This window comes from Vibrio sp. RE88 (assembly GCF_013113835.1).
Classification (GTDB): Bacteria; Pseudomonadota; Gammaproteobacteria; order Enterobacterales; family Vibrionaceae; genus Vibrio.
Genome location: NZ_VTYQ01000009.1, coordinates 1 through 13850, shown reverse-complemented (window position 1 = coordinate 13850; position 13850 = coordinate 1). Strand labels below are relative to the sequence as shown.

Annotated in this window: 10 protein-coding genes, 1 pseudogene and 1 other annotated feature; of the genes and pseudogenes, 4 read left to right on the top strand and 7 right to left on the bottom strand. The window is 45.8% G+C overall.

Features of this window, described 5'->3' with window-relative positions:
* Position 1: 1 nt before the first annotated feature.
* A pseudogene (locus F0265_RS19635) lies at positions 2-106 on the top strand (Trp operon repressor); the annotation flags it as partial.
* Positions 107-357: 251 nt separating this feature from the next.
* Here F0265_RS19635 and yjjX read toward each other — a convergent pair.
* From yjjX to F0265_RS19600, 7 genes are all read right to left on the bottom strand, one after another.
* Positions 358-891, bottom strand: a complete 534-nt coding sequence (gene yjjX / locus F0265_RS19630) for an inosine/xanthosine triphosphatase (RefSeq protein ID WP_019276849.1) — start codon at positions 889-891, stop codon at positions 358-360.
* Positions 857-3202: an EAL domain-containing protein gene (locus F0265_RS19625; protein WP_171750090.1), complete on the bottom strand. Its 2346-nt coding sequence runs from the start codon at positions 3200-3202 to the stop codon at positions 857-859. Before F0265_RS19625 ends, yjjX begins: the two co-directional genes overlap by 35 nt.
* A complete protein-coding gene (locus F0265_RS19620; protein ID WP_171750089.1) occupies positions 3186-4229 on the bottom strand; it encodes a spermidine/putrescine ABC transporter substrate-binding protein in 1044 nt (347 codons plus the stop codon). The genes F0265_RS19625 and F0265_RS19620 overlap by 17 nt, the downstream gene beginning before the upstream one ends.
* A gap of 166 nt (positions 4230-4395) precedes the next feature.
* Positions 4396-5574: a prephenate dehydratase gene (pheA, locus tag F0265_RS19615; RefSeq protein WP_171750088.1), complete on the bottom strand. Its 1179-nt coding sequence runs from the start codon at positions 5572-5574 to the stop codon at positions 4396-4398.
* Between the two features lie 13 nt (positions 5575-5587).
* Positions 5588-5709, bottom strand: a sequence feature (Phe leader region).
* 129 nt (positions 5710-5838) lie between these two features.
* Positions 5839-6168, bottom strand: coding sequence for a ribosome-associated translation inhibitor RaiA (gene raiA / locus F0265_RS19610; protein ID WP_006957664.1), 330 nt, complete (start codon positions 6166-6168; stop codon positions 5839-5841).
* 341 nt (positions 6169-6509) lie between these two features.
* On the bottom strand, positions 6510-7952 hold the full coding sequence (locus F0265_RS19605) for a lytic transglycosylase F (RefSeq protein WP_171750087.1): 1443 nt from the start codon (positions 7950-7952) through the stop codon (positions 6510-6512).
* 113 nt (positions 7953-8065) lie between these two features.
* The gene (locus F0265_RS19600) at positions 8066-8791 is read right to left on the bottom strand and encodes an outer membrane protein assembly factor BamD (protein WP_171750086.1); all 726 of its coding nucleotides are present in this window, start codon (positions 8789-8791) and stop codon (positions 8066-8068) included.
* 130 nt (positions 8792-8921) lie between these two features.
* On the opposite strand from F0265_RS19600, the gene rluD reads away from it, so the two are divergent.
* From rluD to clpB, 3 genes are all read left to right on the top strand, one after another.
* Positions 8922-9899: a 23S rRNA pseudouridine(1911/1915/1917) synthase RluD gene (gene rluD / locus F0265_RS19595; protein WP_019276844.1), complete on the top strand. Its 978-nt coding sequence runs from the start codon at positions 8922-8924 to the stop codon at positions 9897-9899.
* Position 9900: 1 nt separating this feature from the next.
* Positions 9901-10629, top strand: coding sequence for a peptidoglycan editing factor PgeF (pgeF, locus tag F0265_RS19590; RefSeq protein WP_171750085.1), 729 nt, complete (start codon positions 9901-9903; stop codon positions 10627-10629).
* A 112-nt stretch (positions 10630-10741) separates the two neighbouring features.
* The gene (gene clpB / locus F0265_RS19585; protein WP_038513387.1) at positions 10742-13315 is read left to right on the top strand and encodes an ATP-dependent chaperone ClpB; all 2574 of its coding nucleotides are present in this window, start codon (positions 10742-10744) and stop codon (positions 13313-13315) included.
* Positions 13316-13850: the final 535 nt, after the last annotated feature.

The following is a 13850-nucleotide window of genomic DNA, read 5'->3' as shown; positions in this document are numbered from 1 at the left end:
AATGGCAACACAACCTGAGTACACCGACTGGCAACAGATCTTAGATTTGATTAAAACGAGCAGCGAATCTGACCAACACGAGATGTTGCTGACTATGCTGCTCACCCTTTTGAGCTGATTTTTGCAGCAGTTTGTGGGTTCTTTATACAAGGCAGAGGATTTGAAACGTAGTTGCCCTACCTGATAAGCCGATAACGCAGTAGAAAGGAGCCACAAACGCTGCCCAGAGGGTTCGGCTAAAAGCGTTTTACTCTTTGTTGAGAGGTGTTTTGCTTAGGTCACTAGGCGACAAACCTCTCGCCGCGACTAAAATGCTTTTATCTCGAACAAAATTTAACCGCAAAAGGTCAACAGACCCTAGAGATTAGCGGGGAAGTGCTCTGGATTGGTAAATGGAATTAATGCCAATATCAACGCCTGATGATACACACTGCTGCGCGTCAACTGGTCTTGCGTCAGTAGGCTAATGGCACCACCTTTCTGTTTAATGTTGTCAGTGCCAAACACTTCATCCATCACATCACCCAGTTCATTAGCCTTAGCCAGTTTTTCAATCACAACCGGTGGTAGCATCAAGCTAGCAGAGCGAGACTCGCCACGATGTGTTTCTGACTCAATTACCATCCATGCAAAGGTCACATTGCCTTCAATGCCAGCCTCGAGGCCAACATAATAGTCGCCATCAGGTTGAGACATTTTAGCGTTGCGGACCCGGTTGAGCGCGCCTGTGTGCGTTTCTTCATTGCTCATTGGTTGATCGGCCACTTCACTAGCGACACTCACGCCGACAAACTCAAACGTTTGTGAGTCAAAAGCTGCCTGAAATGCGCTTTTGACCGCGTTAATTTTGGCTGGGTTAAGCGAAGCGACAATAACTTTCTTCACCGACATGCTGGTTTCCTTGTGTGGATGAATCGAGGAATTTCAGCTCAGACAATGAAACCGGAGGAGAAAGGAAATACCCTTGCATGTAGTCACACTGATTCTCCGCCAGCCATTGGTGCATTTCCTGTGATTCGATGCCTTCAGCGGTCACTATCATTGACTGTGAATGGCACAAATCCACCAGTGGCTTCACCACTTTCTGATTATTGGTTTTGATCAGAGCGGTGAGAAATTCACGGTCGAGCTTAATTTTCTGTACCGGGTATTCTACAAGCTGAGTGATAGATGTATAGCCGGAACCAAAATCATCAATCGCCAACTTAAAGCCCATCAATGACAGTTCATGTAGCAGAGAGTAGCTCTGGGAGTCTGTGGCAAAAGTTTCTGTGATTTCAAAATCCACCAAGCCGGGAATTACGTGATATTGCTTGGCGGCGTGCTGTATGTCTCGCGCCAGTTGCAAGGAGTCCAGTTCTGCAGAAGAGAGATTGATTGACAGTTGAATCGGATGATCAAAACAGTTTTGCAGGGCGACAAAGTCTTTAAACGCCTGAAGTATGACCCAGCGATCAATCTTACCAAATAACCCCGTTTTCTCTGAGATAGGGATAAACTCGCCCGGATTGACCTTGCCCATTTTGGGTGACTCCCAACGCAATAGAGCCTCCACGCCGACAATGGTCTTACCCGAGCGATCAAAGTAAGGCTGATACATCAAATGGAACTCATCGTCGAACTCGCCATTTCTCAAGGCGCGCTCAATCTGAGTTCGGCGACGAACAATCTGATCCAGCTCTTCTGAATAACGTGCGACTTGGTTTTTCCCTGCACGTTTGGCCTGATACATCGCAGTGTCCGCATTAGACAGCAGTTTGGCTAAATCCTGCCCGTCTTGAGGGTAGCTCGCCACGCCGATACTGGCGGTAATCGGAAAGCTGCCTAGCGGTGAACTCTGAGGGTTTTGAATCGGTTCTAAAACCGCTTGGGCCACCTTGTCTGGGTAATTGTTGTCGTGTGCGGAAGCTATGAAAATAGCAAACTCGTCACCAGACAATCTTGAAGCGATGCACTTCACGCCATAAGACAGTTCATACTGATGACAGATTTCACGAATATGGTCGGCAAAGTTCACCAGCAACGAATCACCCAAATGATGCCCGTATTTGTCATTGACGTACTTAAAGTTGTCCAAGTCGATATACAGAATCCAAGCGTGGGTGTGGAGCAGTTTGTTGGCAATTGTACGCTCGACATAGACTTGAAACTGGTAGCGATTGGCCAGTTGTGTCAGGTGGTCGTTCTCCGCCATTGCTTTGGTTTTCTGGTAACTTGAATTGAGCTCTTTGTACATATCATAAAAACGAACCGACAAACGGCCGATTTCATCGTCGCTGCTGAGCCGTTCAATGTTATGGCGCTTACGTTGTTCGACTTCCTGCAGTTGATGTTCAAGACGGGTAATTGGGCTGATGACGCGGCGATGGAGCAGAAACAAAAGGATCAGGATCGTTGCTACCGTGGAGGCACCAAAGAACAACAGCAGCCTTTGTTCGATCTTATGGAGCTTTTCAGCCAGCAGATATTGCGCTGGATCCAACACCGCATACAGGTTGGGCTTGAGCTCGACCGACTGAGTTAACCCTGATTTTATGATTGGTTGGTCAGCGAAAAATATGCTGCTGTCATTATCAAATTCGATGATGTGTTTTAGTTGGTCAAACTTATCCAAAGACAGATAAACAACGATAAAAAATACCTGATCGGTATTGTAACTAAGCGGAGAAATCAGCGTATTGGTATCAAGGACATCGTAGCGTACTAAAATGCTCTGCCCTTGGTGGTTTTGCGTGAAACCAGTGTAGGACGTGTTACCCGTGCGGCGGTATGTTCGATCCACAAAGCGGAACACATTCTGGTCCAGCTTAGAAAAAGGATCGGACTGATTATCTGCATAGAACTGCGGGGCGCGATTATGATTTAGAATCGCGACGGCAATATCGTTCTGCTTGTTGGCCTGCAGATTCTCTATCGTCGTCTGCAGGTTATCGATCAGCTCCATCTCCCGATATGGGTTGTCCTGCTGACCAAAGTAATGACGGATAATGTCACTCTTGGTTAAGGTCAGGGAATAGCTGTTCAACAGTGCCACTGATTGGCGAAAGTGACCTGCGAGCTTTTCCATCGTTAATTGGAGATAACTGTTTTCGCGTTTAATTAACGCATCTTTTTGGTTGTTGTATATGCCGTAGCTAGAAAACGCAGCACTGATTAGGATGACTGGGGAAACTAGCAACAGAACTCTAGTACTGAGCTTCATGACGTTTCAGAATGCGATTTATTATTTTTGCTCGTAAGCTGATATTTGATGCCGAGAGTTCGCTATCTACGCGCCCTTGCTCGACTCGCTGTTGTTCTGGAAACAATGATGCATCATCTAGATACCAATCCGGCATCTGTTTTAACGCCGTTAAGTTTGGCGTTGCAGCTTTGATGTCTGTTGCATTTGTTGCAGCAATAGTGGGATCCATAAGGTACTCAAGGAAGGCTTTAGCGCTCTCCTTATTGGTTGAGTGGCTACTGACGGCCAGACAATCAACCCATAAAAACAACTCACCTTCAGGAACGGTGAAATCCCACTGATTATCTGTGTAGTAGCGATTTAATGAGTGCTGATCACCACTGTAAGCTAGAGCCATTGCCAGCTTTTCCGCATTCCTGTTACTGCGGATGTAGCTGAGAATGTATTCGTAGGTGAGCACTTTATCGCTGAAAGATTGCAATTCGGGGTAGGCTTGCTGGAAGAGCGACTCTTGTTCTTCTGTTGGTGAGATCCCCAAGCTGTAAAATACTGGCAGAAAGCTTTCGACGCTGTCATTGATCATGCCAATTCGTCCTTCCAGAGTTTTCGGCGGATGGACAAATTCTTGCCAGTTGGTTGGAGGCGTTTGCACTATGTCTTTTCGATAAGCTATTCCAACGGTTCCCCAGAAGTAAGGGACGGCGTATTCACCGCAGGCTTGGAGCCATTTGTCGTCGTTATGTTGACGATTTTTCAGTTGGGTAAGATCTTCAAACGATCCTAAACGGCCATATATTTGAGCCGAAACATTATCTAAAACCACGAGGTCAAAAGGTAACTGAATACCTTTCATCATCAACAGGCTACGTTCATCATCATTATCAAAATGGGACAGCTTCAAAGGCGTTCCTGTACTCGATTGCCAGCTTTCGATGACATTCGGTGAGAGCGTGTCTTCCCACATGTAGACGTTGAGTGGAGGGTTTGCTTGAGTAGAAAAACTGGGCACGGAAAGTGCGACAGCAAGTAGAAATAGTGATCTCATATCAGCTAGGAAGTGGCCTTCTGATCCATGAATGGATAACGCCTATCAGAGTGATATGTTGAAAGGACTGACACACACCTAATATGCAACTAAGAAGCGGAATATTAGGTTCATTTATGAATAGTGTCAGTCCTTGTAAGTAATTTATTTGATCTGCATTGTTTAATTACTGAAGTTTCACTGTCGTTGGCTTGACATTCTCACTTGGGTAACAACCCAAAACTTTTAAATGTTTAGTCAGTTGCGTTAGCTCATTCAGAGCTTGCTGCATCTCGTCAGATTTAAGGTGAGATTCGAGGTCAACATAAAACATTTCTTCCCAAGGGTTCCCCATGATTGGACGTGATTCCAATTTGTTCATGTTGATTCCGTACTTTTGTAGTACCAGTAAGGTTGCGACCAATGAGCCGGCGTCTTGGGAGGTTGACATGATGAGTGTCGTCTTTGCTGGGATCTGGCTGGACACTTCGACAGGTTTACGTGCCACGATGATGAAACGGGTGTGGTTCTCCGTTTGGTTGGCAATGTTAGCCTGGATCGATTGCAGGCCGTAGAGCTTGCCGCTTGAAGCATTACCAATGGCGGCAATATCGCTGCGGCCCATTTCTTTAACCTTCTGCATCGCATCGGCGGTGCTGGCACAAGACTCCAGCGTGACACCTTTCATTCGGCTCAGGAACTCACTGCATTGCTGATGAGGCTGTGGGTGTGAGTAGAGCGTTTTGATCTCTTCTAAACGAATGTCTGATGTTGCAACTAGGCAATGTTCAATCGGCAGGGTCATTTCTCCGACGATATACAGCGTTGTATGTTGCAGCAGGTCGTAAACTTCATTGATGGATCCGGAACTGGTGTTTTCAATCGGCAGTACACCATAGTCGGCATGACCAGATTCCACCGTTTGTGTCACTTCTTTAAAGTGTTCACAATTGAGCTCGATCAGTTCAGTATTTTTACGGCTGAAATACTCACGGCTAGCAAGGTGGGAGTATGAGCCTTTAGAGCCAAGAAACGCCACACGAGCCAGTGGCTTACGGCTCAACTCAGGGTTGGCTAGATTCTGCAGGTAAGATTGTTGCAGTAAAACGGAGTCTTCAATGATGGTGTGGAACAGCTTAGTAATGTACTGAGCATCAAGTTCGTACTTGTCACGACCCGCGTTGATCAGTTTCACCAATAGCTGCTGTTCTCGGCTTGCGTCACGAACCGGTTTGGATGTCTGAACTTTACTCTTAGCCACCTCAATGCTCATCTTTCTTCGTTCAGATAAAAGCTTCAACAGTTCGTCATCCAGCTCATTTAAACGTAAGCGAATTTCATCGAGTGAGTATTTTTGTTCGGTCATCCTGCATTCCTTCATAAAAAAAGCCTCCCGTTTGGGAGGCTTCCTGTTCGTTTTTGACTTTTCTTTCGAAAACGAGAGAGCCTCCAAGCTTAGTGGAGAAAAAAGAAGTCAAAAAAGAACAGGGTGTTGTGAGTCATAAATCATTACTTTTGTTGTGATGCTGCCAACACAATAAGCAACCGCTTAGTGAGCGTCAAGCAAAAAAATAGCGCCTTTCGGCGCTATTTTTTAAATCCTCCGTAACTCATCAATATGAGTTAACAATTATTCGCTTTCTATCTCTTCAAGCTCTGGTTTCTCTGCGCGTCGCGCTTCAGGCTTGTGACGAAGTTTGTTGAGCTGACGTTCCAGTTTTTGTTCTACCTCATTGATAGCAACGTACAGATCTTCGTTGGTGGCAGATGCAACAAGTTGGCCTTTAGGGACAGTAATGACAGCTTCAAATTTCTTCTGTTTATTCGGCTCCTCACTGAAGCTTGCCTGACATCCGATGATGTCTACTTGCCATTTTTCCAACTTTTTAAATTTGCTCTCGATATGAGCTCGGATTGCAGAGGTGGTTTCGATATTTTTACCAGTGATGTTTACTTTCATAGATGTTTTCCTCTGTAGCATCCCTTATGGGTTAACTTCAGATTACTCGTCCAAGTCTAAAATAATGTGACTTACATCACTCTTTTGTCGGTGTGTTTTTAGATTGAAATTAAACGTGATCTATCTCAAATACTTGGTTTGTTTGGCGTTGAAAAAGCTTGTACCTGAAAAAAATATCGCTAGATTGGAAGAGGTAACGTACTAAAAATCATCCGCTTTTTAGGGCTCCAATTCGACCTGATAAAAATGGCTGGTTAATTGTTGCTCAACTGCCAATGTGATTCTCTTCTCATTCTCTTCTGTCGTTTCCTGAACCTCTTCTTGATGCATTTTCCCCAGCGTTACTGATCGATATTAGGAACGAATAAATCGGGTGTGTTTGCACTACTGGACTGATTCTGACGTTGCTCTTTTAAGGCATTGAGCTGCTTGTATATGACAAAGTAGCGATTGATGTTGGAGACGTAATGGACTGGCTCACGGCCAATATTCCGTCTCGCCATGATCTCAACATGTCGGAACCATCGATTAGGGTCATAACCATGCTGCTCGGCCAAACGGCGCATCTTTCGAATATTGGCAGGCCCGGCGTTGTAGGCTGCAAGGGAAAAATAAACCTGATTGTCGGGCGTTATGTCATCATCACTAAAATAGCGATCTTTAAGGAAACGCATGTATTTCACGCCAGCATGGATATTGTTATCAACTTGATAGATGTCAGGGATGGCGACATTGGGATCTTTGGCTGTGCTGGGTAATACCTGCATGACGCCTACTGCGCCCTTGTGTGACACCTTGCTCTGATCTAAGCCTGATTCCTGAAAACCTTGGGCTGAGATCATCAATGGGTCAAAGTCATATTGTTCGGAGTAGTTGGCGAAGATGCCGGATAACGAGTCTAGGCGGGTAATATGGTCAGGATTGAGAATACGTCTTAGCCAGCCTGTTTTATCAAGGTATTTGCCGTAGATGACGTTACCTAACAGGGTGCCGGAACGGGTTTTCTTGAGATATTGGTTAACGAACGACTGTAAATCAGGACTGTCTTGGCGCATCGCCCAAGCAATCTTGCCGTCAACTCTGAGGGGAGCTTGGTCGTGTACTTGAATGTTTTCCATGACCTTAAGCCAAAGTTCAGTTTTGTGGCTGTCTAAAACTGTGGCATCAATGTGGCCTTGATTAACCAATTCAATAATTTCAATATCTTGTAGCGTCTCTTCAACAAAGCGAATGGTGACGGGTTGTAAATCATGCTCATCGAGCATTTGATTGACGTTTTGTAAGCTTTCGAAATAACTGGAGCTGGCTCTAACCCAGATTTCTTTGCCACTGAGTTGCGTCAGGTCAGTGATTGGCGGGACTGTGTTGCGAGTGACGAGCAGTTCGCTGACGCCCTGTAAAACCGGAATGCTAAAATCGACATGCTTTGAGCGATAGGAAGTGATAGTCAGGTTCGCAACGATCAGATCGCCATAACCTTTTTCTAGTGAGGGCAGTAACTCGTCTCTTTGTACCGGAATAATCTGCAGATTGAAGTAGGAGGAACGTTGTCTGAGTTCTTTCTCAAAGTGATACAGCAGCTCAGCAAGAATGCCTTTAGGTTTGCCTCCTTCAATATAATAAAAGCCGAGATCGGCAGAAACCAATACTCGTATAACCCCTTTCTTTTCGAGCTCTGTCAGATCGCCAAAGTAAGGATCTTTTTGCAATGGTGACAAAGATAGCGCGGCCGCTTGATGGGAAGTGGCGGCAAACAACATCAGAATTAAAACAATTCGACTCATGAAATACCCTCGACAGATCATCTATTAAAGGTAGTTCTTAACAAGTCACTCAGCAAAATAGGCAATAAAAAAACGCCTCAATATGGAGGCGGTTTTCTTTAACTTCTAAGCAGTTACTGAGGGTTTAGCTCGATAAGTTGCTCGGTGCGCTTAGCGGCGTCTTCTAGCCCAAGTTTTTCATAGGCTTCGAGCTGGATCTCTAGTGACTTACGAGCCGCTTCTGTATCCGGGTAAGTCTTTTGCAACTCTTGTGCTCGGTTGATGGCAGCGATCCAAGCCTCACGACGTAGGTAGAAGTCAGCCGTCGCCAGATCGTATTCCGCTAAACGGTTTTTCAGGGCAAACATGCGTTTTTGAGCATCTTCTGCATAAGGGCTATTTGGATAACGTTCTAGCAGCTTTTTGAAATCAGCAAAGGCTTTTTTCACTGGCTCAGGGTCTCGATCACTACGGTCAACATTAAATAGATCGTGCATAAAGTTACGATCCTGTGCCATGTGAGTCAGACCACGCATGTACAAAACCCAGTCAAGCTTTTCGTGAGTTGGGTTGAGACGAGAGAAACGTTCAATCGTCGCAAGACCAAGCGCTAAATCATCGTTTTTGTAGTAGGCATAAATCAGATCCAACTGAACCTGCTCGGAGTAAGCGCCAAACGGGTAGCGAGAATCCAGCGCTTCCAGTTTGTCGATGGCTGTTAACCAGTTGCCACTTTGCAGCGATACCTGTGCTTCTGAGTAGAGTTCCGATGGCGGTACATCCGGGACGATTTCTTCGCTGCTTGAGCAGCCAACCAAAACGGATAATGCCAATAAGCCAGATAAAGTATGCTTTTTCATGTCAGGATTCGATTCCTTGAGATAAATATTTCTTGCGCTTCCGTTACTTTCTTGCCGGTAGCAGATACAATGGAGCGATATTCTTCCACACTAGTGACAATTAGTCTCACAGTTTTTAAAAAAGTTCGATATGGCTCAGCAGATTGAATTAACGCATACAGTAAAAGATAGTCAATTAGGTCAGCGTCTTGACCAGGCGATCGCAGAATTATTCGCCGACTTTTCCCGCTCTCGCCTGAAAGAATGGTTGGTCGACGGCAAAGTTCAGGTCAATGGTGAGGTGGTTACCAAACCCCGCACGAAAGTGATGGGTGGTGAAATCATTACGCTACAGGCTGAATTGGAAGACGAAGAGCGCTGGGAAGCGCAAGATATCCCATTGGACATCGTTTATGAAGATGACGATATTATGGTCATCAATAAGCCAAGAGATTTTGTTGTTCACCCAGGTGCCGGTACTCCTGATGGGACGGTATTAAATGCTCTGCTGCATCATTACCCTGATATTGCTGAAGTGCCTCGAGCGGGTATTGTTCACCGTCTTGATAAGGACACTACAGGTTTGATGGTGGTAGCGAAAACAGTACCAGCACAAACTCGTCTCGTTCGAGCACTGCAAAAGCGCAACATTACTCGTGAGTATGAAGCGATCGCGATTGGCCGTATGACTGCGGGCGGACGAGTGGAGCAGCCGATTGGCCGTCACTCAACGAAGCGTACTTTGATGGCGGTTAGCCCAATGGGTAAGCCAGCAGTGACGCACTACCGAGTCGCGGAACATTTCCGTGAGCACACCCGTATTCGTTTACGTCTTGAAACCGGGCGTACTCACCAGATCCGTGTGCACATGTCTTACCTTCAGCATCCGTTGCTGGGTGATTCTGCTTATGGTGGTCGAGCGCGAATTCCTTCTGGTGCTTCAGAAGAACTGGCGGAAATGATCCGTAAGTTTGATCGTCAAGCGCTCCATGCTGTGATGCTAAAGTTTGATCATCCAGTGACCGGAGAAGAGCTGGAGTTCCACGCTCCAGTACCAGATGACATGGTCGAAATGGCTGAAGCGCTTCGCCAAGATACGCAGCACCACGGATTAGAAGACGAATTCTAAGATGGACATGATCATCCCTAACTGGCCTGCGCCGAGCAATGTTAAAGCTTTTGCCTCGACTCGACAGCACGGCTTTTCTTCTGGCGTTTATCAGGGGTTAAACCTTGGCGCTCATGTTGGGGATGAACTTGCGATTGTTGAAAAGAACCGCCAATGGTTAACGCAGCAATCCCAAATGCCGACGGCTCCAATCTGGCTTAATCAGACACACTCTACACTTGTATTGGAAGCTGACAAACCAACACAAAATGTGCTGGATGCTGACGGCCTCTTTACTCAGCAAGCTGGCGTCGTGTGTTCTGCTATGACCGCTGATTGTTTACCCGTTTTATTGACCAATACCGCTGGTACGCAAGTGGCAGCGGTTCATGCTGGCTGGCGTGGTTTGGCTGATGGGATTGTTGAAAATGCTGTTTCGAAATTTGACGGGCAGGTGATGGCTTGGATTGGCCCTGCAATCGGTGCTTCGGCGTTTGAGGTTGGTCAGGACGTACTGGATGTATTTGTCTCGTTCGACTCTGAGGCTAAAAAGGCATTTGTGCCACGCGAGAAGCCGGGGAAATGGCTGGCAGATATGAACACGCTTGTTACTCAACGCTTGAATAAAGTCGGTGTGACTGACGTTTATTACAGTGAACTGTGTACTTATCTTGATCCGGTGCGCTTCTTTTCCTATCGTCGAGATGGTGCTACTGGGAGACAAGCAACGTTTATCTGGCTGGAAAAGTAACTCTCAGAATTGCTAAGGAAACTTAGCCCTCTCCCCTTGAAAATCGATTCTTGCGTATCCATCTCTCATACTGACTATAAGAGTATTCTCCGTTAAGGTTAGGAAGGTATGTATGCGTCTCGACAGATTCACAAGCAAATTTCAAATCGCGATATCTGACGCACAATCGCTCGCGCTGGGGCGCGATCACCAATACATCGAACCAGTGCACTTAATGGTTGCGCTGATGGATCAGAATGGCAGCCCTATTAGGCCACTACTGACCATGCTTGATGTCGATGTTACCCATTTACGCTCTAAGCTGAGTGAAATCCTTGATCGTTTACCTAAAGTAAGCGGTATCGGTGGGGATGTTCAGTTATCCAGTGCGATGGGCACGCTTTTCAATTTGTGCGACAAAGTCGCGCAAAAGCGTCAGGACGCCTACATTTCCTCAGAAGTTTTCCTTCTTGCTGCCATTGAAGATCGCGGGCCACTCGGTGAGCTTTTAAAAGAGTTAGGTTTAACCGAAGCCAAGCTGAGTGATGCCATTGATAAGGTACGCGGTGGACAAAAAGTCAATGATCAGAATGCTGAAGACCTACGCCAAGCTTTGGAAAAGTTCACCATCGATCTAACCGAGCGAGCAGAGCAAGGCAAACTAGATCCTGTCATCGGTCGTGATGACGAGATTCGCCGCACGATTCAAGTACTGCAACGTCGAACCAAAAACAACCCAGTGATTATCGGTGAACCGGGTGTCGGTAAAACCGCGATTGTTGAAGGGTTGGCACAGCGCATCATCAATAATGAAGTTCCGGAAGGTCTACGTAACAAACGAGTTCTATCGCTTGATATGGGCGCTTTAGTTGCTGGCGCGAAATACCGTGGTGAATTTGAAGAGCGTTTGAAGTCGGTTCTTAATGAGCTGTCTAAAGAAGAGGGCAATGTCATCCTCTTTATTGACGAGATTCATACCATGGTTGGAGCTGGTAAAGGTGAAGGCTCTATGGATGCCGGCAACATGCTCAAACCTGCTTTAGCACGTGGAGAACTTCACTGTGTTGGCGCCACTACATTAGATGAGTATCGCCAATATATTGAAAAAGATCCGGCATTAGAGCGCCGTTTCCAAAAAGTGCTGGTGGATGAGCCTTCGGTTGAAGATACAGTGGCGATTTTACGTGGATTGAAAGAGCGCTACGAGCTGCATCACCATGTAGAGATTACCGACCCTGCGATTGTCGCTGCAGCGAGTTTATCTCATCGCTACGTTTCTGATCGTCAATTGCCCGATAAAGCGATTGACTTGATTGATGAGGCGGCATCAAGCATCCGCATGCAGATCGACTCCAAACCTGAATCACTCGATAAGCTGGAGCGTAAAATTATCCAGCTTAAAATTGAACAGCAGGCGTTGACTAATGAGCATGATGAAGCAAGTGAGAAGCGCCTAAGCAATCTCAACGAAGAATTGGAAGACAAAGAACGCGCATTTGCCGAGCTTGAAGAAGTGTGGAATGCAGAAAAAGCGGCATTATCAGGGACGCAACATATCAAGAGCGAATTAGAGCAGGCTCGAATGGATATGGAATTTGCTCGTCGAGCGGGTGATCTCAATCGAATGTCTGAGCTTCAATATGGCCGTATCCCTGAGCTGGAGAAGCAACTGGATCTTGCGACGCAAGCTGAGATGCAGGAAATGACCTTGTTGCGTAACAAAGTCACAGACAACGAGATTGCTGACGTATTGTCGAAGCAGACTGGTATTCCTGTTTCCAAAATGTTGGAAGCAGAAAAAGAAAAACTTCTGCGTATGGAAGAGGTATTGCACGCTCGTGTCATTGGCCAAAGCGAAGCCGTAGAAGTGGTTTCAAATGCAATTCGCCGCAGCAGAGCAGGGCTGTCGGATCCAAATAAACCGATAGGCTCATTCTTATTCCTAGGTCCGACAGGTGTTGGTAAAACAGAATTATGCAAAACGCTGGCAAGCTTTATGTTCGACAGTGAAGATGCCATGGTTCGAATTGATATGTCGGAGTTTATGGAGAAACACTCGGTAGCTCGCCTAGTGGGTGCACCTCCTGGATATGTTGGTTATGAAGAAGGTGGTTACCTGACGGAAGCCGTACGCAGAAAACCTTATTCAGTGATTTTGTTAGATGAAGTTGAAAAAGCGCATCCAGATGTGTTCAACATTTTATTGCAAGTGCTTGACGATGGCCGTTTAACTGATGGACAAGGTCGTACCGTCGATTTCCGCAATACGGTTGTCATCATGACATCCAACTTAGGTTCGGCGAGAATCCAGGAAAACTTTGGTTCTTTGGATTATCAAGGCATGAAAGAACAGGTAATGGAAGTCGTCAACAAACATTTCCGTCCAGAATTTCTCAACCGTGTCGATGAGAGTGTTGTTTTCCATCCACTTGGTCAGGAGCACATTAAGTCAATAGCATCTATTCAATTGCAGAGACTATCCAAACGTATGGAAGAAAGAGGCTATGCGTTAGAGGTTTCAGACAAAGCGCTGGATCTTATTGCCCAAGTTGGCTTTGATCCAGTATATGGTGCTCGACCTCTGAAAAGGGCAATTCAGCAAAGTGTTGAAAACCCACTGGCTAAAGCAATACTGGCTGGGAAAGTCGTGCCAGATAAACCAGTTAAGCTACTGGTCAGTAAAGACCAGATTATTGCCCATCAATGATGAGGTGTATAGAAAGGGCTCTTGGGAGCCCTTTTTGCTTTCATTTACGCCGCTTTGATTAAATTGCGAGCGAACGAAGTAAAAACTACAAGTTTTTTCAATTTCCCTCTTGTACTGTCGAGTGAACTCCCTATAATGCGCCCTCGTTGTCACGGGATACTAAACATATCTCGCCGATGATAAGACGGCTTGAAGTTAATCATTTAACTTTAAGAGAAATAACAAAAAAAGTGTTTGACACTATGAGTTATCTCGCTAAAATGGCCGTCCGTTTTGAGTAAAGCTTAAAACAAAGTTCTTTAACAATATAAACCTATCAATCTGTGTGGGCACTCGTTGATGATAATCCAATTAGAAGCTTAGGCTTCAAATTAGGTTTCAATGATACGAAGTGACCATTGAATCTTCGGATTCAGCACAGTCAATTCAAGCATTACTTTATGTAATGTTCAGTATTCATTGAGCCGACAAAATCTTAAATTGAAGAGTTTGATCATGGCTCAGATTGAACGCTGGCGGCAGGCCTAACACATGC